The following is a 24,087-nucleotide window of genomic DNA, read 5'->3' as shown; positions in this document are numbered from 1 at the left end:
CGGGATCGGGCAGCCGGACGCAGAGGACGCGAAGGTTTCGCGAAGGACGCGAAAGGAATACCCAATGAAGTGGGCTGCTGCTGGGCTAACGCTGCGGCACTTTCGGTCTCGCTACGGGGCAGTGCTTGCGCACGAGCGCGACCCACACCTTCAAGGCTGTTCTTTCGCGTCCTTCGCGAAACCTTCGCGTCCTCTGCGTCCGGTTCCCGAATTCAGAGAAAGCGCTCCAGCAACTTTCTAGACCCCCGGTCGAGCGCCTTCACGTCGGCAATGCGGAACTGCACCCCATGCGCGCTCGCGATCAGCAGCGCGCCATGCTCGAGCCGGCGGATGTCCTCCTCGGCCTTGAGCACGAAGCGGGTGTCGCCGCGGTCGGTGCTCACGGTCCAGGTGCTGGGCACGCCGAAGCTCGACACGGCGTGCAGCTTGAGCAGCGTGGGCGCGAAGTCGCGCACCGCGAGTTCTTCCTCGAGCAGCGCGCGCGCCGCGGACGGCAGCTGATCGACGCGGTCGATCCACACCAGTTCGCGGCCCTCGCCGCCGACCAGCGAGATGCCCTCGCCCGGCGCGCTGAGCGGAAAGGCCCGCACCGCGGAAATGCCCACGTGCCGCTGGCCCTGCGCATCGGTCAGCACCAGCCGGCCGAAGGCATCGCGCTCGAGCCCGAAGTCGGGCGGGGTGATCGTCGTCGTTTCCATCATGCCTCTCCCGCCGGATGCGCCGCATGGCTCACCGGGATGCCCTGCGCGCCCACGCGCTCGTTGGCCGCGCCTTCGCTGGCGTCGTCGTCGCCCTGGCGCAGCTGCGCCTGGTAGAGGCGCCAGTAGGCGCCCTGCTTCGCCATGAGTGCGTCGTGCGGGCCGACCTCGACGATCTCGCCGCGGTCCATCACCACCAGGCGGTCGGCCTTGCGCAGGGTCGAGAGCCGGTGCGCGATCGCGATCGTGGTGCGGCCCTGCACGAGGTTGTCGAGCGCCTTCTGGATCTCCTTCTCGGTCTCGGTGTCGACCGCCGAGGTGGCCTCGTCGAGGATCAGGATGCGCGGGTCGATCAAGAGAGCGCGCGCGATGCTGATGCGCTGGCGCTCGCCGCCCGACAGGCCCTGGCCGCGCTCGCCCACCAGCGAGTCGTAGCCATGCGGCAGCCGCAGGATGAAGTCGTGCGCATGGGCGGCGCGCGCCGCGGCCACGATCTCCTCGCGCGTGGCGTCGGGCTTGCCGTAGGCGATGTTCTGCGCGATGGTGCCGAAGAACAGGAAGGGCTCCTGCAGCACCAGCCCGACGTGGCGCCGGTAGTCGGCCACGGCGAAGCGGCGGATGTCGGTGCCGTCGACCTCGATCGCACCCTCGGTGGCGTCGTAGAAGCGGCAGATCAGGTTGACCAGCGTGCTCTTGCCCGAGCCGCTGTGGCCCACCAGGCCGATCATCTCGCCGGGCTCGATGCGCAGGTCGAGGTCGTGGATGACGGCGCGCGAGCCGTAGCGGAAGCCCAGCCCGCGCATCGCGATCGCGCCCTGCACCCGCTCCACCTTCACCGGGTTCGTGGGCTCGGGCACGTTGCTCACGTGGTCGAGGATGTCGAAGATGCGCTTGGCGCCGGCGGCCGCCTTCTGCGTCACCGAGACGATGCGGCTCATCGAGTCCATGCGCGTGTAGAAGCGGCCGATGTAGGCGATGAAGGCGGTCAGCACGCCCACCGTGATGCTGCCGCGCGCCACCTGCCAGATGCCGAAGGCCCAGACCACCAGCAGGCCGATCTCGGTCAGCAGCGACACCGTGGGCGTGAACACCGACCAGGTGCGGTTGAGCTTGTCGTTGACCTGCAGGTTGTAGGCATTGGCGGCGCGGAAGCGCTCGGCCTCGCGGCGCTCCTGCGCGAAGGCCTTGACCACGCGGATGCCGGGGATGGTGTCGGCCAGCACGTTGGTGACCTCGGACCAGACGCGGTCGATCTTCTCGAAGCCGGTGCGCAGCCGGTCGCGCACCACGTGGATCATCCAGGCGATGAAGGGCAGCGGCACCAGCGTGACCACGGCCAGCAGCGGATTGATCGAGATCAGGATCGCCGCCGTCATGACGATCATCAGCACGTCGTTGGCGAAATCGAGCGCGTGCAACGAGAGGAAAACGTTGATGCGGTCGGTTTCGGAGCCGATGCGCGCCATCAGGTCGCCGGTGCGCTTGCCGCCGAAGTAGTCGAGCGGCAACGTGAGCAGGTGCTCGTAGGTGGTGGTGCGCAGGTCGGCGCCGATGCGCTCGGACACCAGCGCCAGCAGGTAGGTACGCGCCCAGCCCAGGCCCCAGCCGACCAGCGCCGCGCCGAGCAGCCCGCTCAGGTAGAGGCCCACGCGCATCGGATCGATCTTCTGCCCGTTCTGGAACGGGATCAGGATGTCGTCCATCAGCGGGATCGTGAGGTAGGGCGGCACCAGGGTGGCGGCCGTGGACAGCACCGTGAGGAAGAAGCCGGCGATCAGCTGCTTGCGGTAGGGCCGGGCGAAGCGGCCCAGCCGCAGCAGCACCCAGGTCGAGGGCGGGGTCTGGAGCTCGGTGTCGACCTCGTCGCCGTCGGCCTCGGGTGTCGCGCGCGCGACACCCGCCGCGTTGGCGCGCTGGCCGAACAGCCGCAGCAGGCGCAGCGCGGCGACCTGCTGGGCCAGGGTGTAGCGCCAGCGCACCAGCCGCCCGCGCCCGTCGACGAGATCGAGCAGGCCGACCCCGGACTGGTCGCTCAGCTGCAGTTCGAGCGCCGGGTCGGCGAGCGACCACTCACGCCACACGCCTTTGCCGCCGGGGTCCAGCGCCAGCAGCCGGCGATCTGTGAGCGCCACCAGGCCAAAACCGAAACGAAGTTCTTCATCGAGGTCAACCGACAGTGTTGCCAGAACGTTTTCCGCGACTGCGAGCCGGCTTTTCAGAGCCTCTGAAACCGCTTCGTTTTCGCCCTCCTGGGTGCCGACTGGATCGTGATGTTGCATTGTGTTTCTTTGACTCTTGCCCGTCGCGGCCCGTTGGGACCGCGCCATGACGCCCTTCGCGGGGCGCCGATTCTGACCGATCGCCATGGGCGCGCTTGAAGGCGCCGCGGTGCTCGGCCAAAGCACATCGAACGTTTGCATGACCCGTTTCGACGACATTCGCCTGCTGCGCATCAACTATTTGCGCGGCCCGAGCATCTGGACCTACCGCCCGGTGCTCGAAGTCTGGCTGGACCTCGGCCGGCTCGAGGAATTCCCCTCCAACAAGATCGAAGGCTTCGGCGACCGGCTGACGACCCTGCTGCCGGCGCTGATCGAGCACCACTGCGGCGTCGGCGAGCGCGGCGGCTTCATCCAGCGGCTGCGCGAAGGCACCTGGTCGGGCCACGTGCTCGAGCACGTGGTGATCGAGCTCTTGAACCTGGCCGGCATGGCCACCGGTTTCGGCCAGACCCGCGAGACCTCGGTCTCGGGCACCTACCGCATGGTGTTCCGCTCGCGTGACGAGCAGGTGGCGCGGGTGGCGCTGGCCGAGGGCCACCGCATCATGATGGCCGCGATCAACGACGACCCCATCGGCCCGGCCGACGTGCAGGCCGCGATCGAGGCGATCAAGTCGAAGGTCGACGACTGCTACCTCGGCCCGAGCACCGAGGCGATCGTGAATGCCGCGATCGACCGCGACATCCCCTACATGCGCCTGAACAGCGGCAACCTGGTCCAGATGGGCTACGGCGCCAACCAGCAGCGCATCTGGACCGCCGAGACCGACTACACCAGCGCCATCGGCGAATCGATCGCCAGCGACAAGGTGCTGACCAAGTCGCTGCTCGCGGGCTGCGGCATCCCGGTGCCCGGCGGCCAGGCGGTCGCCAGCCCGGCCGAGGCTTGGGAAGTGGCCGAGGACATGGGCGTGCCGGTGGTGGTCAAGCCCTCCGACGGCAACCACGGCCGCGGCGTGATCCTGGACCTGACCAAGCGCGAGGACATCGAGGCCGCCTTCTCCGTGGCCGAGCGCCACGGCAGCGAAGTGCTGGTCGAGCGCTACATCCGCGGCGAGGAGCACCGCGTGCTGGTCGTCGGCGGCCGCATGGTGGCGGCCGCGCGCGGCGAGACCGTCTGGGTCACGGGCGACGGCAAGTCGAACTGCAGCGAGCTCATCGACCTGCAGATCAACAGCGACCCGCGCCGCGGCGACACGGAAGACTTCCCGCTGTCCTTCCTGGGCGCGCGCGACGGCGCGATCCTGTCGGACCTGCGCCGCCAGGGCCTGGAGCCCGAATCGGTGCCCGAAGCCGGCCGCCGCGTGCTGATCCAGCGCAACGGCAACGTCGCGATCGACTGCACCGACAGCGTCCATCCCGAGGTCGCGCACATGGTCGAGCTGGCCGCGCGCGTGGTCGGCCTGGACATCGCGGGCATCGACCTGGTGTGCGAGGACATCTCCAAGCCGCTCGGCCCGCAGGGCGGCGCCATCGTCGAAGTCAACGCCGGCCCCGGCCTGCTGATGCACCTGAAGCCGGCCGTCGGTTCGCCGCGCCCGGTGGGCCGCGCGATCTGCGACCACCTGTTCCCCGACGACTCGCAAGGCCGCATCCCCGTGGTGGGCGTGGCCGGTTCGCGCGACAACGCGGTGATCGCCCGCCTGGTGGCCTGGCTGGTCGGCCTCGGCGGCCGCCACACCGGCCTGGCCTGCCGCGACGGCCTGTTCCTCGAGCGCCGCCGCGTCGACGCGCGCGACAGCGCCAACTGGGAAGCCGGCCACCGCCTGCTGATGAACCGCCAGGTGCAGGCCGTGGTGATCGAGAACGGCGCGCGCACCATCCTGCAGGACGGCCTGCCCTACGACCGCTGCGAGGTCGGCATCGTGACCGACCTCGGCGGCTTCGAGCAGCTGGGCGACTTCGACATCCGCGAGAGCGACCACATGGTCAAGGTGCTGCGCACCCAGGTCGACGTGGTGCTGCCCGAGGGCACCGCGGTGCTCAACGCCGACGACGAACGCGTGGCCGGCCTGGCGCCGCTGTGCGACGGCGCCGTGATCCTCTACAGCGTGGACGCGCAGGCCGCGTCGCTGACGGCCCACCAGGCCTCCGGCGGCAAGGCGGTGCTGATCCGCCAGGACCGCGTGGTGCTGGCCAACGGCACCAGCGAGTCCTTCCTGCCGGGCCTGGGCCGCCTCACCGTGTGGCGCGCCACCCATGCCGGCGTGAGCCTCGAGAGCCTGCTGGCCGCCGTGGCCGCGGCCTGGGCGCTGGGCATTCCGCTCAACCTCATCGGCGCGGGCATCGAGGCCTTCGAGGCCGACCTGCAGGCGGCACTGGCCTCGCTGCAGCTCTCGCAGAGCCAGCCCTCGCCCCAGCTCCAGCTCGCCTGATCCACCCGGTTCCTCCGCGCATCCGCGCGGGGGCACCCGCCGATACCCCCTGAAGAACCGCGCCGCCCCATGAAAGTCACCCGCACCCGCGCCCTTCGCGGCCCCAACCTCTGGAGCCGCCACACCGCCATCGAGGCGGTCGTTGCCTGCGAAGGCGACGAGAACGCCATCGGCCGGCTGGCCGGCTTCGAGGACCGCCTGCGCGCGGCCTTCCCGACCATCGGCGAGCTGCACCCGATGGTGCTGGGCCAGCCGCTGGCGTTGGCCCACGTGCTGGAGAACGCGGCCGTGGCGCTGCAGGCCCAGGCCGGCTGCGCGGTCAACTTCGGCCACACCTCGCCCACGCTGGAAGAAGGCGTCTACCAGGTGGTCGTGCAATACACCGAGGAGGCCGTGGGCCGCCGCGCGCTCGAGCTGGCCGAGGCGCTGATCGCCGCGGCGCAGAACGGCACCGCCTTCGACGCCACCGCCGCCATCACCGAGCTGCGCGACCTCGACGAATCGGAACGCCTGGGCCCGAGCACCGGCTCCATCGTCGATGCCGCCGTCGCGCGCGGCATCCCCTACCGCCGCCTCACCACCGGCAGCCTGGTGCAGTTCGGCTGGGGCTCGAAGCAGCGCCGCATCCAGGCCGCCGAGGTCGACAGCACCAGTGGCGTGGCCGAGTCGATCGCGCAGGACAAGGAGCTCACCAAGCAGCTGCTCAACGCCGCCGGTGTGCCGGTGCCGCTGGGCCGCCCGGTGGCCGACATGGACGACGCCTGGGCCGCCGCGCAGGAGATCGGCATGCCCGTGGTGGTGAAGCCGCAGGACGGCAACCAGGGCAAGGGCGTGACCGTCAACATCACGACGCGCGAGCAGCTCGACGCCGCCTACAAGGCCGCCGACGCCTACGGCGAGGTGATGGTCGAGAAATTCCTGCCGGGCTTCGACTTCCGCCTGCTGGTGGTGGGCGACCGCCTGGTGGCCGCCTCGCGCCGCGATCCGCCGCACGTGATCGGCGACGGCAGCGCCACCGTGCGCCAGCTGGTCGACACGGTCAACCTCGATCCGCGCCGCGGCGAGGGCCATGCCACCTCGCTGACCAAGATCCGCCTCGACGACATCGCCGTCGGCCGGCTCGAGGCCCAGGGCCTCACGCCCGATAGCGTGCCCGCGCTGGGCCAGCGCGTGGTGCTGCGCAACAACGCCAACCTCTCGACCGGCGGCACCGCCACCGACGTGACCGACACCGTGCACCCCGAGGTGGCGGCGCGCGCGGTCGACGCGGCGCAGATGGTCGGCCTGCACATCTGCGGCGTCGACGTGGTCTGCGAGAGCGTGCTGCGCCCGCTCGAAGAGCAGCACGGCGGCATCGTCGAGGTCAATGCCGCACCGGGCCTGCGCATGCACATCTCGCCCTCGTTCGGCCGCGGCCGCGCGGTCGGCGAGGCGGTGGTCGATGCGCTGTTCGCCCATGGCGACGACGGCCGCATCCCGGTGATCGCGGTCACCGGCACCAACGGCAAGACCACCACCACGCGGCTGATCAACCACATCGTCGCCTCCAGCGGCCTGCGCACCGGCATGACGAACACCGACGGCGTGTACGTCGATGGCCGCCAGACCGACAGCGGCGACTGCAGCGGCCCGAAGAGCGCGCGCAACGTGCTGCTGCATCCCGACGTGGACGCGGCCGTGTTCGAGGTCGCGCGCGGCGGCGTGCTGCGCGAGGGCCTGGGCTTCGACCGCTGCTCGGTGGCCGTGGTCACCAACATCGGCAGCGGCGACCACCTGGGCCTGAACTACATCACCACCGTCGAGGACCTCGCGGTGCTCAAGCGCGTGGTGGTGCGCAACGTGGCGCCCGGCGGCTACGCCGTGCTCAACGCGGCCGACCCCAACGTCGCCGCGATGGCCACCAACTGCCCGGGCGAGGTGATCTTCTTCGCGGCCGACCGCCAGCATCCGGTGATGGCCACGCACCGCGCGCAGGGCAAGCGCACCGTCTACGTCGACCAGGACACGGTGGTGGCGGCCGAGGGCTCGTGGCGCGAACGCATCGCGCTGCGCGACGTGCCGATCACGCGCGGCGGCAGCATCGGCTTCCAGGTCGACAACGTGATGGCCGCCGTGGCCGCGGCCTGGGCCGTGGGCCTGGACTGGGACACCATCCGCAGCGGCCTCGCGAGCTTCCTCAACGACGCCGCCGGCGTGCCCGGCCGCTTCAACGTGATGGACTACCGCGGCGCCACCGTGATCGCCGACTACGGCCACAACACCGACGCCATGCGCGCGCTGGTCTCGGCCGTGGACACCATGCCCGCGAAGAAGCGCTCGGTGGTCATCAGCGGCGCGGGCGACCGGCGCGATTCCGACATCCGCGACCAGACCGCGATCCTGGGCCAGGCCTTCGACGACGTGATCCTCTACCAGGATGCGGCCCAGCGCGGCCGCGCCGACGGCGAGGTGATGGGCCTGCTGCGCCAGGGCCTGCAGGGCGCGACCCGCACGCGCCAGATCGACGAGATCCGCGGCGAATTCATCGCCATCGACGCCGCGCTGGCCCGGCTGCAGCCCGGCGACCTCTCGCTGATCCTGGTCGACCAGGTCGACGAAGCGCTCGCTCACCTCGCGAAGCGCATCGCCGAGGGCTGAGCCCTCGGCCTGCGGGATTCGTCCCACACGCGGGGGCGCGTCCCGCCGGGTCCGCAATCTGTGCCGTCCCACAGGCCGCGCGCGCCGCGCGGCCGGACACTGGGCCTCCAGTCGCGCACTGCCTCGCTCTCGAGGAAGTCGCGTCCTTTCCAGGAGGCCCGATGACCCCAACGATTCACGCGGGAACGATCCCGTCCCGCCGGCCGATGCGGCCGCTGCGCTCCCTTCGCATCCTCGCGCTCGCCGCCGGGCTGGTCGCGCTCGGCGCCCATGCCCAGGCGCCCGGTTCCGACGCCCGCATGCAGAAGGAGCGCGCCACCTGCGACGGCGTGCAGCAGGACCGCGCGGCCTGCCTGCGCGAAGCCGGCGCGGCACGGCAGGAGGCCGGCCGCAACGGCCTGACGAGCGCCAGTCCCGGCGGCTACGACGCCAACGCGCTCGCGCGCTGCCGCGAGCAGCCGGTGGCCGATCGCGCCGACTGCGAAGCGCGCATCCGCGGCAGCGCGGGCGCCGGCCGCACCACCACCGAAGGCAGCGTGATGGGCGGCGGCGTGATCCGCGAGACCGTGACGCCCCTGCCCGCGCAGCCGGCACCGGCGCGCTGAACCCTTCACCCGTTCCATCGGCTCATTTCGAGGAGCACACCATGACCCACCGTCTTCTTTTCACCCGCGGCGCCATCGCCGCCCTCGTGGCGCTCGGCGCCCTGGCCAGCGCGGGCACCGCCAGCGCGCAATCGCGCCGTGGCGACGCCACCTACGAACGCGAACTGGCCGTCTGCGGCCACAACCAGCAGGACCGCGCGGCCTGCATCCGCGAAGCCGGCGCGGCACGCCAGGAAGCGGCGCGCGGCGGCCTCACGAGCGCGCCCGACTACCGCCGCAACGCGCTGCAACGCTGCGCGCTGCAGCCGCCGGGCGATCGCGCCGACTGCGAGGCCCGCGTGCTCGGTGGCGAGGGCAACACCCGTGCCGCGGTCGACGGCAGCGTGATGGGCGGCGGCGTGATCCGCGAGTCGGTCACCACGGTCGTGATGCCGGCGCCCGCGCCCTACCCGGTGGCACCGCCCGCGCCGATGATGCGCGCGCCCGAGCCCGTGATGGTGCCGCCGGCCGCCTATCCGGCCGCGCCGATGCCCTACCCGGCACCGCAGCCGATCCGCTGATCGCCATCGGCATCCGCCACGAGGCGCCCTTCGGGGCGCCTTTTTCCTGCGAAAAACCGCCTCGACGCCCCGAAATCCGGGTGTTTTCCCTCTTGGCGAGGTCTTGCAGGACTGCAAATCGATGCCCCGCAATGTCACAGAATTGTCATAAAAGCCCTGGGGGCTGCTAGCTATAGTTCTCGGCTCCTGCCTTACCGAGAAACTTTCCACCCATGAATGCCATCAAGGTCGCTCGCCGATTCATCGAAACGGACCCGGCCAACGAATCGGCCAAGATCCTCGCCCAGCTCGTGCTGGCCCTCGAATCCGAACGCAGCTTCGAACTCGTCACGCTCTACAGCCTCGACTACAAGAGCTTCCAGCTGGCGATGGACATCCTCAAGGAGTGGCGCCTCGACCGCTACTACGCCAGCAAGTCCAAGCTGTTCGATCTGTCGCTGCAGGTCAGCGAGCTCGACACCAAGAGCAGCAGCAACTGAGATCCGACGGTCCCGCGCCTTTTTCGTTTTCCTCGCTCCCGCTCCCCGCCTCTCCCCTTCCCCCGATTCCCCTCGCGTTCGACGCGACCGCTGCACCGTCGCAGCCGGCCGATCCGCTTCCCTTCCGCTTCCCGAACCCGCGCCACGCGACGCGCCTGCCTTTGCGCGGGCGCGCGGCGGGAGCGCGGGCGGCCGCGGCGCTGGCACGCGCGCGTGTCGTGCCCATGTCCAGCGGTCGCCGATTCGGCCTCCAGCCTTCCAAATATTCGAAGACCGATCGCTGAAACGAGCCCGGTCTTTCGGCAGCCTCCCTGGAAAGACCGGCCTCAGCCCCTTCCAATATTGGCAAGCCGGCGTACGTGCCATTCCCGATCCCGCCCCGCCGATCCAGTCCTAGACTCCGACGCGGCAGGCGCGCGCCCCGCATGACGGGCGCCCCGCGCCCTCCCTCATCAACCGGGTACTGGATCAAATGCAAGCAAAACACAGGATCGCCGTCATTCCCGGCGACGGCATCGGCGTCGAGGTGATGCCCGAGGGCCTTCGCGTGCTGGATGCCGTGGGCCGCCGCTTCGGCATCGATTTCTCGTTCGACCATTTCGACTGGGGTTCGGACCACTACGTGCGCACCGGCCTGATGATGCCGGCCGACTGGGACGACAAGATCCAGGGCCACGACGCGATCTACTTCGGCGCGGTGGGCGCGCCCGACAAGGTGCCCGACCACATCGCCGTGTGGGGCCTCCTGATCAAGATCCGCCGCGAGTTCGACCAGTACGTGAACCTGCGCCCGGTGCGCCTGATGCCCGGCGTGCCCGGCCCGCTGGCGCACCGCCAGCCCGGCGACATCGACTTCCTGGTGGTGCGCGAGAACACCGAGGGCGAATACACCTCGGTCGGCGGTCGCCTGTTCGAGGGCACGCCGCGCGAGATGGCGATCCAGGAAGCGGTGTTCACGCGCACCGGCGTGGACCGGATCATCGACTACGCGTTCCAGCTGGCGAGCCGCCGCAAGCGCAAGAACCTGGTGGCCGCGACCAAGTCCAACGGGATCTCGATCACGATGCCCTACTGGGACGAGCGCCTGGCCGAGATCGCGAAGCGCTACCCCGACGTGGCGACGAGCAAGTACCACATCGACATCCTGTGCGCGCACTTCGTGCAGCACCCCGACTGGTTCGACGTGGTGGTGGCCTCCAACCTGTTCGGCGACATCCTGTCGGACCTGGGTCCGGCCTGCACCGGCACCATCGGCATCGCGCCTTCGGGCAACCTCAACCCCGAGCGCAAGTTCCCCTCGCTGTTCGAACCCGTGCACGGCTCGGCCCCCGACATCGCGGGCAAGGGCATCGCCAACCCCATCGGCCAGATCTGGTCGGCCGCGCTGATGCTCGACCACCTCGGCGGCGACAACCCGGTCTACGCCGAAGCCTCGGCCGCCGTGCTCTCGGCGATCGAGACCGTGCTCAGCGAAGGTCCGCGCACCCGCGACATGGGTGGCACCGCCAACACCGTCGACGTGGGGCGTGCGATCGCCGAGTGCATCTCGGCATGAGTTCTCGCGCCTGCCGTACGGTTCGTCGTGCCTTGGATGAGGTGCGTGGGTCGGGGCGGGCGCGCTCCGACGGCGTGATCGGCCGGCACCACTGCAGCGCCTCCGTGCACAGGGCAGTGGGTGCTTCCCGCAGCGAAATAAAGGAGGAGCCGAAGGCGGGGGACATTCGCGGAGGGAAGTACCCGCTGTCCTGTGCACGCGCCCCGGACAAAAGCACCCCGAACAGAAACAAACACGCAAAGCGATGAGCCTCTTCTTAATCAAGCGCCTTGCCACGCTGATCGGCACGCTGATCGGCGCCTCCATCATCGTCTTCCTCGTCCTGGAGATCCTGCCCGGCAATGCCGCGCAGATGCTCATGGGCCCGGACGCCGCCCCCGAAGCCGTCGCCGCCCTGGCCACCAAGCTCGGCCTCGACCAACCCGCCTGGACCCGCTACTGGCACTGGATCGCCGGACTTCTCACCGGCGACCTCGGCGACTCCTACGCCTACAGCTCCCCCGTGCTCGACCTCATCCTCGAGCGCCTCGCACTCACCGTCCCCCTGGCCCTCTTGGCCATGGCCTTCACCACCGTGCTCGCCCTGCTCGTGGGCGTCACCGCCGCCGCCCGCCACAACAAGCTCGGCGACGTCGGCCTCATGGGCCTCACCCAGGTCGGCATCGCCATCCCCAACTTCTGGTTCGCCATCCTGCTGATCCTCGTCTTCTCCGTGCAGCTGCAGTGGTTCTCCGCCGGCGGCTTCGACGGCTGGGGCGAGGGCGTCTTCGCCGGCTTGAAGTCGCTCCTGCTGCCCGCCCTGTCGCTGGCCGTCGTGCAGGCGGCCATCCTCGCGCGCATCACCCGCTCGGCCGTGCTCGAGGTCATGCGCGAGGACTTCGTGCGCACCGCGCGCGCCAAGGGCGTGACCCAGCGGGCAGTGCTCTGGACCCACGTGCTGCGCAATGCCCTGATCCCCGTCATCACCGTCATGGGCATGCAGTTCTCCGAGCTGCTCGCCGGCACCATCGTGGTGGAGAACGTGTTCTACCTGCCGGGCCTGGGCCGCCTGATCTTCCAGGCCATCAGCAACCGCGACCTCATCGTCGTGCGCAACTGCGTCATGCTGCTCGCGGCCATGGTCGTCATCGTCAACTTCGTGGTCGACGTGCTCTATGCCGTCATCGACCCGCGCATCAAGGCGAGCGACATATGAGCGCCACTCCCGCCTCCCTGGCCGTGCCTTCGGCCGCCGCCCTCAAGCTGCCCGGCTTCTGGCAGCGCGCGCGCCACCACCGCAGCTTCGTCATCGGCGGCGTGCTCGCCGCCTTGCTGCTGCTCGCGGCCCTGGTCTCCTACCTCTGGACGCCCTACTCGCCCTACGCCATGGACATGGCCAACAAGATGCAGGCGCCCTCGGCCAGCCACTGGCTGGGCACCGACGCCTTCGGGCGCGACGTGGCCTCGCTGCTGCTGGTGGGCGCCCGTGCCTCCATCCTGGTGGGCGTCATCGCCGTGGGCATCGGCCTGGTGGTGGGCACCGCCCTGGGCCTGCTGGCCGCGGCCAGGCGGGGCTGGGTGGAAGAAGCCATCATGCGTTTCTCCGACTTCTCGCTGGCCTTCCCCGCCATCCTCTCGGCCATCATGATGACGGCCGTCTTCGGCGCGGGCATCGTCAACGCCATCATCGCCATCGGCATCTACAACATCCCCACCTTCGCGCGCATCACGCGCGCCTCGGCCAACGCCATCTGGTCGCGCGAGTACGTGGCCGCCGCGCGTGCCTGCGGCAAGGGATCATTCGCCATCACCATGCAGCACGTGCTGCCCAACATCTCGGCGGTGCTGATCGTGCAGATCACCATCCGCTTCGCCATCGCGATCCTGGCCGAGGCCGCCCTCTCCTACCTCGGCCTGGGCACGCAGCCGCCCCAGCCCTCCTGGGGCCGCATGCTCAGCGAGGCGCAGACCCTGATGTTCCAGCAGCCCCTCCTGGCCGTCTTCCCGGGCATGGCCATCGCGCTGGCGGTGCTGGGCCTGAACCTCTTGGGCGACGGCCTGCGCGACCTGCTCGATCCGCGTCTGGCGCGTGCGAGGTGAGCGACATGGCCACCAACAATCCCATGCCCCTCCTCGAAGTCGACAACCTCCACATCGGCCTGCAGACCCAGCGCGGCCCCGCCCAGGCCGTGCGCGGCGTCTCCTTCTCGCTCGAGCGCGGCCAGACCCTCGGCATCGTGGGCGAGTCGGGCTGCGGCAAGTCCATCACGGTCATGTCCCTCATGGGCCTGCTTCCGGCCACCGCCAAGGTCACGGGCAGCATCCGCCTGGACGGCCAGGAGCTCATCGGGCAGCCCGAGTCGGCCCTGTGCCAGATCCGCGGCAACCGCATCGGCATGATCTTCCAGGAGCCGATGACGGCTCTGAACCCGGTCCACACCATCGCGCGCCAGGTCGGCGAGCCGCTGCGGCTGCACCGCGGGCTGACAGCGAAGCAGGCTCGCGCCGAGGCGCTGAACCTGCTGCAGCGCGTGGGCATTCCCGACGCGGCCTCGCGCCTGGATGCCTATCCGCACCAGTTCTCGGGCGGCCAGCGCCAGCGCATCGGCATCGCCATGGCGCTGGCCTGCGGGCCCGACCTGCTGATCGCCGACGAACCCACCACCGCCCTGGACGTGACGATCCAGAAGCAGGTGCTCGACCTGATCCAGAACCTGGTGGCCGAGATGGGCATGGCGCTGATCCTGATCTCGCACGACCTGGGCGTGATCGCCAACAGCGTGCAGCGCATGCTCGTGATGTACGGCGGCAGCGTGGTGGAGAGCGGGCCGACGCGCGCGCTCTTCGCGAACCGGGCCCATCCGTATACCAAGGGGCTGTTCGCGGCGCGGCCGGTGATCGGGGCGCCGAAGGGCCAGCGGCTGGCGACGATTCGCGGCAGCGTGCCCGAGCTGGTGGACCTGCCCGCGGGTTGTCCCTTCGCGGGGCGCTGCAGCTACACGGTCGATGCCTGCCAGTCGACGCGCCCGCCCGCGGTGATGCTGCCTGACGACCATGCGGTGCGCTGCATCCGACTCGACGAGATCGAAGCGGAGGCCGTGGCATGAGCACGACCACCACCAACACACCGCTGCTGCAAGTCACCGACCTCGTTCGCCACTACGCGCTGCCGCGCGAGAAGCTGCTGGGCCCGCCGCCCACCGTCAAGGCCCTCAATGGCGTGAGCTTCGAGGTGCAGGCCGGGCGCAGCGTGGGGATCGTCGGGGAGTCCGGGTCGGGCAAGTCGACCATCGCACGGCTCGTGATGGCCCTGGACAAGCCCACCTCGGGCAGCGTGAAGCTCGAAGGGCGCGAGTTGCATGCCCTCTCAAGAGACGAACTTCGCACCGCTCGGCGCGACTTCCAGATGGTCTTCCAGGACCCCTACGGCTCCCTCGACCCGCGCCAGACCGTCGCGCGCATCGTGGCCGAGCCTCTGGAGGCACTGGCCCAGGTCTCGAAGAAGGAGCAGCGCGAGCGCGCCGCCGAATCCCTGGCCGCCGTGGGCCTGCGCCCCACCGACCTCGACAAGTACCCGCACGAGTTCTCGGGCGGCCAGCGCCAGCGCATCGCGATCGCACGCGCCCTGATCACCCGCCCCAAGCTCATCGTCGCCGACGAGCCCGTGAGCGCCCTGGACGTCTCCGTGCAGGCCCAGGTGCTCAACCTCATGCAGGACCTGCAGCAGCAGTTCGGCATCAGCTACCTGCTCATCAGCCATGACCTGGCCGTCGTCAACCACCTGTGCGACGAAGTCTGCGTGGTCTTCAAGGGGCAGATCGTCGAGTGCGGCACGCCGCAGGAGCTCTTCGCCAACGCCCAGCATCCCTACACGCGCACGCTGCTCGGCGCCGTGCTGCAGGCACCGGCCCACTGAATTTTTTCTGTTGTCTTTTCCAGGAGCTATCGAAGTATGTTGAAGCGTCGCACCCTCATGACGTCCGCCATGGCCGCGGCCATCCCGGGCGTCTTCCTGCCGCAGGCGCGCGCGCAGGCCGGCAAGAACACGCTGACCATCGGCATGCCGCTCGAACCGCCGGGCCTGGACCCGACCACGGGCGCGGCCTCGGCCATCGCCGAGATCACGCAGTACAACATCTTCGAGACGCTGACCAAGGTCAACGCCGACGGCTCGGTCACGCCGATGCTCGCCGAGAGCTGGACCTCCTCGCCCGACATGAAGACCTTCGTCTTCAAGCTCAAGCGCGGCGTCAAGTTCCAGAACGGCGAGCCCTTCAACGCGGCGGTGGTGAAGTTCTCCTTCGACCGCGCGGGCAACGCCAAGAGCACCAACAAGGACAAGCGCTTCTTCAGCGAGATCGGCACCGTGGTGCTCGACGAGCACACGGTGGGCGTGAACAGCACGCTGCCCAATCCCGACCTGCCCTTCATGCTGGGCCAGTCCACCGCCTGCCTGGTCGAGCCCAAGAGCGCCGACACCAATGCCACGCAGCCCGTGGGCACCGGCCCCTACAAGCTCGGCGGCTGGCAGCGCGGCGCCTCGTGCACGCTGGTCAAGTCCACCACCTACCGCGATCCCGCGCAGGCCAAGATCGAGCGCTTCGTGTTCCGCTTCATGTCGGACACCGCGGCCCAGACCGCCGCGCTGCTGTCGGGCGACATCGACATCTTCCCGCGCGCGGGCACGCGCTCGGTGAGCCAGTTCAAGGGCAACAACCGCTTCCAGGTGATCGAAGTCGGCACGCGCGGCAAGGTGATCCTCACCATCAACAACCGCAAGAAGCCGCTCGACGACGTGCGCGTGCGCCGCGCGATCCTGGCGGCGATCGACCGCAACGCGATCGTGCAGGGCGCGGCCGACGGCTTCGGCAAGCCCATCGGCAGCCACTACGCGCTGGGCGCGCCGGGCTTCGTCGACACCACCGCGATGAATCCCTTCGACGTCGAAAAGGCGAAGAAGCTCCTGGCCGAGGCCGGCGTGAAGACGCCGCTCGAGCTGCGCCTGCAGTTGCCGCCGCCGTCGTACGCGCGCCAGGGCGGCGAGGTGATCGCCGCGCAGCTCGCGCAGATCGGCATCAACGTGAAGATCCAGAACGTGGAATGGGCCCAGTGGCTCAGCGGCACCTTCGGCGGCGCGCACGACTTCGACCTCACGATGGTCGCGCACGTCGAGCCCTTCGACCTCGTGAAGTACACCGAGCCCGACTACTACTGGGGCTACGACTCGAAGAAGTTCCGCGACCTGTTCGCCGCGATCCAGAACGAGGAGAACAAGAAGCGCCGCGCCGACCTGCTGGGCGACGCGCAGAAGATGCTCGCGACCGACGCGGTCAACGGCTTCCTCTACCAGGCCGTGTTCCCGACCATCGCGCGCAAGGAAGTCAAGGGCCTGTGGCCCAGCATGCCGATCGTGGTGAACGACCTCGCGGCCATCTCGTGGAGCTGATGCGATGACGACGAAGAACCTGTACGACCTCGGCGCGGCCGAACTCGGCGCCGCCTACGCGCGCCGCGAACTCTCGCCGGTGGAGGTGGCGCGCTCGGTCAATGCGCGCATCGAGGCGCTCGAGCCCAGGCTCTGCGCCACCTGGCTGTTCCGCCCCGAGCTCGCGCTCGAGCAGGCGCGCGCCTCCGAGGCGCGCTGGCAGGCCGGCACGCAGCGCGGCGCGCTCGACGGCGTGCCCGTGACCATCAAGGACAACCTCGCGACCGCGGGCGACCCGATGCCGCTGGGCACCGCCGCCTATCCGCTGGTGCCGATGGCGCAGGACTCGCCGCCCGCCGCGCGCCTCAAGGAGGACGGCACGGTGCTCGTGGCCAAGACCACCATGCCCGACGTGGGCATGCTGTCCTCGGGCCTGTCGACCTTCCACCATCTCTCGCGCAATCCCTGGGACCTGTCGCGCACGCCGGGCGGCTCGAGCGCCGGTGCCGGCTCGGCCGCCGCGGCCGGCTACGGCCCGCTGCACGTGGGCACCGACATCGGCGGCTCGCTGCGCCTGCCCGCGAGCTGGTGCGGCATCTACTCGCTCAAGCCCAGCTTCGGCCGCATCCCGCTGAGCACGCCCTACATGGGCCGCTGCGCCGGCCCGATGACGCGCACCGTGGAGGACTCGGCGCTGATGATGGCCTCGATGGCCCAGCCCGACGCGCGCGACTACTCCGAGCTGCCGCCCGGCGCGATCGACTGGGCCGCCTTCGCGGTCGAGCCCGATTTCATCAAGGGCAAGCGCGTGGGCCTGTTGATGGACGCGGGCTGCGGCCTGCCGCTCGATCCGCAGATCGCCGAGGCGGTGCGCCGCGCCGCGAAGCGCATCGAGGACGCAGGCGCGCACGTCGAGCCGATGCAGCCCTTCATGACGCCGAAGATGCTGCAGGGCATGGACCACTTCTGGCGCATGCGCTCGCTGAGCGACCTGCGCACGATGAGCGCCGAGCAGCGCGCGAAGATGCTGCCCTACATCCTGACCTGGGCCGAGAGCGCGGCCGAGTTCTCGGGCGAGCACATCTACGAGGCCTACAGCCAGTTCATCGCCACGCGCGCCGCGGCGGTGGCGGCCACGGTCGGCTTCGACTTCGTGCTCTCGCCGGTGTCGCCCAACATGCCCGCGCCCGCGGAGCATGCTTCGCCCACCAACGACCCGCTGCGCTCGCTCGAGCACATCGGCTTCACCGTGCCCTACAACATGTCGGAACAGCCGGCGGCCTCGATCAACTGCGGCTACTCCGCCGAGGGCCTGCCGATCGGCCTGCAGATCATCGGCCGGCGCTTCGACGACCTCGGCGTGCTGCAGTTCAGCCGCGCCTTCGAGCAGATCCGCGAGCCGCAGAAGCCCTGGCCCGAACTCGGCTGAAGCGCTTGTCCGACACTGGGCGGCGCGCGAGCCTCTCGCGCACCGCCCCCCGTTTTTCCGCGCCGCCCCGCCGGCGCCGCCCGCAAGGAGACACCCCCATGAACCCCACCCACTTCATCGACGGCCGTCGCGTGCCCTCGGAAGGCAACGCCACCATCGACGTGATCGACCCCAGCGACGGCGAGCGCTTCGGCCAGCTCGCGCGCGGCACCGCGGGCGACATCGATGCCGCCGTGAAGGCCGCGCGCCGCGCGGTCGGCGAGAACTTCGACGGCCCCTGGGGCGCTCTGAGCGCGCTCGAGCGCGGCCGGCTGATGGCCAAGCTCGGCGCGGCCGTGCTCGCCCACCACGAGGAACTGGCCCAGCTCGAGGCGCGCGACACCGGCAAGGCGCTGCGCGTGGCACGCAACGACGCCACCGCGCTCGCGCGCTACATGGAGTACTACGCCGGCGCCTGCGACAAGCTGCATGGCGACACCCTGCCCTACGAACGCGGCTACACCGTGCTCACCGTGCGCGTGCCGCACGGCGTGACCGGCCACATCATTCCCTGGAACTACCCGATGCAGATCGCGGGTCGCAGCGTGGGCGCCGCGCTGGCCGCGGGCAATGCCTGCGTGGTCAAGCCGGCCGAGGACGCGAGCCTCTCGCTGCTGCGCCTGGCCGAGCTGGCGGCCGAGGTCGGCTTTCCGGCCGGCACGCTCAACGTGGTCACGGGCTACGGCAAGGAAGCCGGCGCGGCGCTGTGCGCGCACCCGGGCATCGACCACATCTCCTTCACCGGCTCCACCGTCACCGGCCGCAGCGTGGGCCTGGCGGCCGCCGAGCGCCACTGCCCCGTGACGCTGGAGCTGGGCGGCAAGTCGCCGCAGATCGTGTTCGCCGATGCCGACCTCGACGCGGCCGAGCCGGTGCTGGTCAACGCCATCATCCAGAACGCCGGCCAGACCTGCTCGGCGGGCAGCCGGGTGCTGGTCGAGCAGTCGATCTACGAAGAGGTGGTGCAGCGGCTCGCGAAGCGCTTCTCGGCCGTGCGCGCCGGCCCGCCGGCCGACGACCTCGACATGGGCCCGCTGATCAACGAGAAGCAGTTCCGCCAGGTGCGCGACATGGTCGCCACCGCCGAGGCCCAGGGCCTGAAGGTGGCCGCGCGCGGCAGCGTGGCGCCCAGTGCATCGGCCCAGGGCTTCTACCAGGAGGCCGTGCTGTTCCGCGACGTGCCCGGCGACAGCGACATCGCGCAGCGCGAGATCTTCGGCCCGGTGCTGGCGCTCACGCCCTTCGCCGACGAGGCCGAGGCCGTGCGCCTGGCCAACGGCACCGACTTCGGCCTGGTGGCCGGCATCTGGACGCGCGACGGCGCGCGCCAGCTGCGCATGGCGCACAAGATGCACTGCGGCCAGGTCTTCATCAACAATTACGGCGCGGCCGGCGGCGTGGAACTGCCCTTCGGCGGCGTGAAGTCATCGGGCTTCGGCCGCGAGAAGGGCTTCGAGGCCCTGCTCGGCTTCACCACCCTCAAGACCATCGCGATCAAGCACGGATAAGCAAGGCGGAACCAGACCATGGCATTGAACGAACAAGAGAAGGCGGCCGCTCCCAAGCGCCGCGTGGGCCTCGTGGGCGTGGGCCTGATGGGCAGCGGCATCGCGCAGAACATCGTGGGCCACGGCCATGCGCTCACGGTGCTCGAGCACCCGGGCAACCAGCCGATCGACGCCCTGCTCGCGGCCGGCGCGACCTCCACGCCCGACGTGGCGAAGCTCGCGGCCGAGGTCGACGTGCTGATCCTCTGCGTGACCGGCACGCCGCAGGTCGAGGCCGTGATGCTCGGCGAGAAGGGCGCGCTCTCCGCCCTGCGCCCCGGCACCGTGGTGGTCGACTGCTCGACCGCGGTGCCCGAATCCACCTCGCGCGTGGCACGCGCCGTCGAGACCAGGGGTGGCCATTTCCTCGACGCGCCGATGACCCGCACCGCGAAGGAAGCGGCCGAGGGCCGGCTCAACCTGCTGGTGGGCGGCGACGCCGAGGTGCTGGCCTCCTGCCTGCCGCTCCTGCGCGCCTTCGCCGAGAACGTCACGCACGTGGGCGGCATCGGCGCCGGCCATGCGATGAAGCTGCTGCACAACTTCGTCTCGCTGGGCACCGTGGCGCTGCTGTGCGAGGCCGCGGCCTGCGCCGAGCGCGCGGGCGTCAAGCCCGATGTCTTCGTCGACGTGCTCGCCAAGGGCGGCGGCAACGGTGTCGCGCTCGAACGCGTCAAGCCCAAGCTCCTGACCGGCAGCACCGATTCGCTCAAGTTCTCGATGGCCAACGCCAAGAAGGACCTGGGCTACTACAACGACATGGCCGAGCAGTCCGCGGCCGCGCACGGCATCGCGCAGGCGGTCGACGCGCTGCTCACGCGCGGCGTCGACACCTTCGGCGGCGACCGCATGGTGCTGGACCTGGTCGAGGCGCTCAAGCGCTGAGCACCCGCGCGGGAACGCCCTCGCGCGGGCGTTTCCTGCGCAGATCCGCGCGACGCCCGCGTGACCGCCGGGCCCCGCGCAACCCCATACCCGTTTTTCGAAGTCGCTGAAGCGACAAGGCAAGTTCGGGCAAACCTCAGTCGACGCGGCCACACCGCGCTTCCACAATCCCCCGCTGGACCCCGGCGACACCGACCTCCAGAGCCGGTGCGCGGGTGAATGCCTTGACGGCAACTGCGAGGATCGACGTGGAACTGTTCTTTCAGCAACTGCTCAACGGCCTGACCGTGGGCGGTGTCTACAGCCTGGTGGCCCTGGGCCTCACGCTGGTCTACGGCATCCTGCACGTGCCGAATTTCGCGCACGGCGCCTTCTACATGGCCGGGGCCTTCGCGGGCTACTACCTGATGGCCCGGCTGGGCCTCAACTACTGGCTCGCGATGGCCGGCGCGGCGGTGGTGGTCGCGGTGATCGCGATGCTGGCCGAGCGGCTGGTGTTCCATCCGCTGCGCAACGCGCCCGAGCTGCACGACATGATCGCCGCCATCGGCATCCTGCTGTTCATCGAGGCCGGCGCGCAGGCCATCTTCGGCGCCGACTTCCACCGCATGCCCACGCCCTACGGCCAGATCGTCGAGGTGTTCGGGCTCACGGCGCCGCTGCAGCGCCTGCTGATCATCGCGGGCGCCTTCGGGCTGATGGTGCTGCTGCACCTGTTCCTCAACCACACGGTGCTGGGCTCGACCATCATCGCGATGGCGCAGAACCGCGACGGCGCGGCGCTGGTGGGCATCGACGCCACGCGCGTCACGCTGCTGGTGTTCGCGATCTCGGGCGCGCTGGCGGCGGTGGCCGCGGTGCTCTATGCGCCGATCAACCTGGTCTACCCGAGCATGGGCAACCTGGTGATCACCAAGGCCTTCGTGATCATCATCCTCGGTGGCATGGGCAGCTTCCCGGGCGCCATCGTCGGGGGCTTGATCATCGGCATGGCCGAGAGCTTCGGCGGCTTCTACTTCTCGACCGACTACAAGGACATCATCGCCTTCGTGCTGCTGGTGGTGATCCTGTCGCTGCGCCCGCAGGGCCTGTTCACGCCGAAGGGAGCGCGCTGATGGGATCGCTGCTGCAAGGCAAGGCCGGCTGGGCCGTGCTCGCGCTGATCGCGCTGGCCTTTCCGCTGTTCGCGCCCAACAACTACCTGATCTCGGTCGCGACGCAGGCCTTCATCATGGCCATCGCCGCGCTGGGCCTGAACCTGATCACCGGCTACACGGGCCAGTTCAACCTCGCGCACGGCGCCTTCATGGCCGTGGGCGCCTACACGGTGGGCATCCTCACGGTCGACCACCAGGTGCCGTTCTGGATCGCCTTCGCGCTCGCGGGCGTGGTCACGGGCGTGCTGGGCTTCTTCATCGGCATCCTGTCGCTGCGGCTGAAGGGCCACTACTTCTCGATCTTCACGCTGTGCGTGAGCTACATCATGTTCCTGCTGATCGAGAAGTGGGAGAGCCTCACGCACGGTCCGGTGGGCATCATGGGCATCCCCTCGCCCACGGGCATCGGGCCGCTGCAGTTCGGCACGCCGCTGTCGCAGTACTACCTGGTGCTGGCCTTCCTCGCGCTGGGCATCTGGGTCATGGCGCGCATCGTGCGCTCGCTGCTGGGCCGCAGCTTCATGGCGGTGCGCAACAGCGACGAGTTGGCCGAGGCGCTGGGCACCGACCTGATGCGCACCAAGACGCTGTCCTTCGTGCTGTCGGTGATCTACGCCGGCTTCGCGGGCGCGCTCTACGCGGGCCAGGTGCGCTTCCTCGGCCCCGACCTCGCGAGCGAGGCCGTGACCTTCGACCTCGTGATGTTCGTGCTGGTGGGCGGCATCGGCACGCTGCTCGGGCCGCTGGTGGGCACCTTCCTGGTCACCGGCCTCACGCAGAGCCTGCAGTTCCTGCAGGACTACCGCATGGTGGTGTTCGGCCCGGTGCTGATCGCGCTGATCATCTTCCTGCCCGACGGCATCGTCGGCACCTGGCTCAAGCGCCGGGCGCGCAAGGCGGACGCGCGGCGGGCCGCGGCTTCCGCCGCCACCGTGCAGGAGGTGCGGCGCCATGCTTGAGATCGAGGGCCTCACCAAGCAGTTCTTCGGCCTGACCGCGGTCGACAGCGTGAGCACGCGCTTCGAGCGCGGCCAGATCAGCGCCATCATCGGCCCCAACGGCGCCGGCAAGACCACCTTCTTCAACCTGGTGGCGGGCACGCACAAGCCGAGCGCGGGCCGCATCGCCTTCGAGGGCCGCGACGTCACCGGCATGCGCCCCGACCACGTAGCGCGGCTGGGCATCGCGCGCACCTTCCAGACCACGCACCTGTTCGACAACGCCACCGTGCTCGACAACCTGATCGTGGGCCACCGGCTGCGCACCCACTCGGGCCTGTGGGACGTGCTGATCGGCAGCCGCCGCCTGCGCGAGGAAGAGAAGCTGTGCCGCGACAAGGCGCAGGAGGCGCTGGACTTCGTGGGCCTCTCGCACATCGCCCACCGCATCGCGGCCGACATCACGCAGGAGGAGCGCAAGCGCGTGGCCTTCGCGCTCGCGCTGGCGACCGACCCGCAGCTGCTCCTGCTCGACGAACCCGCGGGCGGCGTGAACCCCGAGGAGACCGTGGGCCTGGCGGCGCTGATCCGCAAGCTGGTGGCGCACGGCAAGACCGTGTGCCTGATCGAGCACAAGATGGACATGATCATGCAGCTGGCCGACAAGATCGTCGTGCTCAACAACGGCGCCAAGATCGCCGAGGGAACGCCCGCCGAGATCCGCCGCGATCCGCAGGTGATCGAGGCCTACCTGGGGACCGACCATGCTGCGGTTTGAGGGCGTCGACCTCCACTACGGGAGCTTCCGCGCGCTCAGCGGCGTGAGCCTGCATGCCGATCCGGGCGAGCTGGTGGTGCTGCTGGGCGCCAACGGCGCGGGCAAGACCTCGATCTTCATGGCCGCCAGCGGCATCCGCCGCCCGAGCGCGGGCCGCATCCGCCTGGGCGACGGCGACATCACGGGCCAGCGCCCGGCGCAGATCGTGGCCTCGGGCCTGGTGCACTGCCCCGAGGGCCGCAAGCTGTTCCCGATGATGACGGTGCGCAAGAACCTCACGCTGGGCGCCTACGTGCACCGCGGCGACAAGGCCGGCATCCAGCGCTCGCTCGACGAGGTGTTCTCGCTGTTCCCGATCCTCGCGGCCAAGCAGAACGATCCCGCGGGCTCGCTCTCGGGCGGCCAGCAGCAGATGGTGGCGATCGGCCGCGCGATGCTCGGGCGGCCCAGGGTTCTGCTGCTCGACGAGCCCTCGCTGGGCCTGGCGCCGCTGATCGTGAAGCAGGTGTTCGAGGTGATCCAGCGCATCAACCAGCAGGGCACCACGGTGCTGCTGGCCGAGCAGAACGCCTACTCGGCGCTGGCCATCGCGCACCGCGCCTACGTCATCGAGCGCGGCCGCATCGCGCTCGAGGGCGACCGCGAATCGCTGCTGCACAACGAGGCGGTGCGCGCCGCCTACATCGGCGCCTGAGCCGCGCGCCGGTCCCCCGCTTTTTC

20 protein-coding genes are annotated in these 24,087 nt (G+C 70.0%); 18 read left to right on the top strand and 2 right to left on the bottom strand.

Going from position 1 to position 24,087, the window contains the following annotated elements:
* Window positions 1-212: 212 nt before the first annotated feature.
* Both AC1HIL_RS10065 and AC1HIL_RS10060 read right to left on the bottom strand, forming a co-directional pair.
* On the bottom strand, window positions 213-698 hold the full coding sequence (locus tag AC1HIL_RS10065; RefSeq protein ID WP_057593814.1) for a cyanophycin metabolism-associated DUF1854 family protein: 486 nt from the start codon (window positions 696-698) through the stop codon (window positions 213-215).
* Window positions 698-2,977 (bottom strand): cyanophycin metabolism-associated ABC transporter, encoded by a 2,280-nt coding sequence (locus tag AC1HIL_RS10060; protein ID WP_261217899.1) that lies wholly within the window; start codon window positions 2,975-2,977, stop codon window positions 698-700. The genes AC1HIL_RS10065 and AC1HIL_RS10060 overlap by 1 nt, the downstream gene beginning before the upstream one ends.
* A 139-nt stretch (window positions 2,978-3,116) precedes the next feature.
* Between AC1HIL_RS10060 and AC1HIL_RS10055 the strand changes: the two genes are divergently transcribed.
* From AC1HIL_RS10055 to AC1HIL_RS09970, 18 genes are all read left to right on the top strand, one after another.
* On the top strand, window positions 3,117-5,354 hold the full coding sequence (locus AC1HIL_RS10055; RefSeq protein ID WP_479671716.1) for a cyanophycin synthetase: 2,238 nt from the start codon (window positions 3,117-3,119) through the stop codon (window positions 5,352-5,354).
* Between the two features lie 69 nt (window positions 5,355-5,423).
* Window positions 5,424-7,991, top strand: coding sequence for a cyanophycin synthetase (gene cphA, locus AC1HIL_RS10050; protein ID WP_479671715.1), 2,568 nt, complete (start codon window positions 5,424-5,426; stop codon window positions 7,989-7,991).
* Between the two features lie 206 nt (window positions 7,992-8,197).
* Window positions 8,198-8,596 carry a hypothetical protein gene (locus AC1HIL_RS10045; RefSeq protein ID WP_057593804.1) on the top strand — a complete coding sequence of 133 codons (399 nt, stop codon included), beginning with the start codon at window positions 8,198-8,200 and terminating at the stop codon, window positions 8,594-8,596.
* Window positions 8,597-8,637: 41 nt separating this feature from the next.
* Complete coding sequence (locus AC1HIL_RS10040; protein ID WP_261217906.1) at window positions 8,638-9,156, top strand: hypothetical protein; 519 nt, start codon at window positions 8,638-8,640, stop codon at window positions 9,154-9,156.
* A 212-nt stretch (window positions 9,157-9,368) separates the two neighbouring features.
* Window positions 9,369-9,635 carry a hypothetical protein gene (locus AC1HIL_RS10035; RefSeq protein ID WP_057593807.1) on the top strand — a complete coding sequence of 89 codons (267 nt, stop codon included), beginning with the start codon at window positions 9,369-9,371 and terminating at the stop codon, window positions 9,633-9,635.
* Window positions 9,636-10,107: 472 nt separating this feature from the next.
* On the top strand, window positions 10,108-11,190 hold the full coding sequence (locus AC1HIL_RS10030; RefSeq protein WP_093355354.1) for a tartrate dehydrogenase: 1,083 nt from the start codon (window positions 10,108-10,110) through the stop codon (window positions 11,188-11,190).
* Between the two features lie 244 nt (window positions 11,191-11,434).
* Window positions 11,435-12,385 (top strand): ABC transporter permease, encoded by a 951-nt coding sequence (locus AC1HIL_RS10025; protein ID WP_057596054.1) that lies wholly within the window; start codon window positions 11,435-11,437, stop codon window positions 12,383-12,385.
* Window positions 12,382-13,269 (top strand): ABC transporter permease, encoded by an 888-nt coding sequence (locus tag AC1HIL_RS10020; RefSeq protein WP_413764433.1) that lies wholly within the window; start codon window positions 12,382-12,384, stop codon window positions 13,267-13,269. Before AC1HIL_RS10025 ends, AC1HIL_RS10020 begins: the two co-directional genes overlap by 4 nt.
* A gap of 23 nt (window positions 13,270-13,292) precedes the next feature.
* Entirely contained in the window at window positions 13,293-14,276 is a 984-nt protein-coding gene (locus AC1HIL_RS10015) for an ABC transporter ATP-binding protein (protein WP_479671714.1), read from the top strand.
* Window positions 14,273-15,085, top strand: coding sequence for an ATP-binding cassette domain-containing protein (locus tag AC1HIL_RS10010; protein ID WP_479671713.1), 813 nt, complete (start codon window positions 14,273-14,275; stop codon window positions 15,083-15,085). Before AC1HIL_RS10015 ends, AC1HIL_RS10010 begins: the two co-directional genes overlap by 4 nt.
* A gap of 36 nt (window positions 15,086-15,121) precedes the next feature.
* Window positions 15,122-16,615, top strand: a complete 1,494-nt coding sequence (locus AC1HIL_RS10005) for an ABC transporter substrate-binding protein (RefSeq protein ID WP_057597886.1) — start codon at window positions 15,122-15,124, stop codon at window positions 16,613-16,615.
* A 4-nt stretch (window positions 16,616-16,619) separates the two neighbouring features.
* Window positions 16,620-18,023: an amidase gene (locus AC1HIL_RS10000; protein WP_479671712.1), complete on the top strand. Its 1,404-nt coding sequence runs from the start codon at window positions 16,620-16,622 to the stop codon at window positions 18,021-18,023.
* A 98-nt stretch (window positions 18,024-18,121) separates the two neighbouring features.
* Complete coding sequence (locus tag AC1HIL_RS09995) at window positions 18,122-19,570, top strand: aldehyde dehydrogenase family protein (RefSeq protein ID WP_093353671.1); 1,449 nt, start codon at window positions 18,122-18,124, stop codon at window positions 19,568-19,570.
* Between the two features lie 18 nt (window positions 19,571-19,588).
* Window positions 19,589-20,494, top strand: a complete 906-nt coding sequence (locus AC1HIL_RS09990; protein ID WP_057594608.1) for an NAD(P)-dependent oxidoreductase — start codon at window positions 19,589-19,591, stop codon at window positions 20,492-20,494.
* A gap of 248 nt (window positions 20,495-20,742) precedes the next feature.
* Window positions 20,743-21,609, top strand: a complete 867-nt coding sequence (locus AC1HIL_RS09985; protein WP_057594607.1) for a branched-chain amino acid ABC transporter permease — start codon at window positions 20,743-20,745, stop codon at window positions 21,607-21,609.
* Window positions 21,609-22,610 carry a branched-chain amino acid ABC transporter permease gene (locus tag AC1HIL_RS09980; protein WP_057594606.1) on the top strand — a complete coding sequence of 334 codons (1,002 nt, stop codon included), beginning with the start codon at window positions 21,609-21,611 and terminating at the stop codon, window positions 22,608-22,610. The genes AC1HIL_RS09985 and AC1HIL_RS09980 overlap by 1 nt, the downstream gene beginning before the upstream one ends.
* Window positions 22,603-23,367 carry an ABC transporter ATP-binding protein gene (locus AC1HIL_RS09975; RefSeq protein ID WP_057594605.1) on the top strand — a complete coding sequence of 255 codons (765 nt, stop codon included), beginning with the start codon at window positions 22,603-22,605 and terminating at the stop codon, window positions 23,365-23,367. The genes AC1HIL_RS09980 and AC1HIL_RS09975 overlap by 8 nt, the downstream gene beginning before the upstream one ends.
* Window positions 23,354-24,061 carry an ABC transporter ATP-binding protein gene (locus AC1HIL_RS09970; protein WP_057594604.1) on the top strand — a complete coding sequence of 236 codons (708 nt, stop codon included), beginning with the start codon at window positions 23,354-23,356 and terminating at the stop codon, window positions 24,059-24,061. The genes AC1HIL_RS09975 and AC1HIL_RS09970 overlap by 14 nt, the downstream gene beginning before the upstream one ends.
* The last annotated feature ends 26 nt before the right edge of the window (window positions 24,062-24,087 follow it).

The sequence above is a fragment of the Variovorax sp. ISS6 genome, from assembly GCF_056523145.1.
This window is presented reverse-complemented; position numbering and strand designations above follow the sequence as displayed.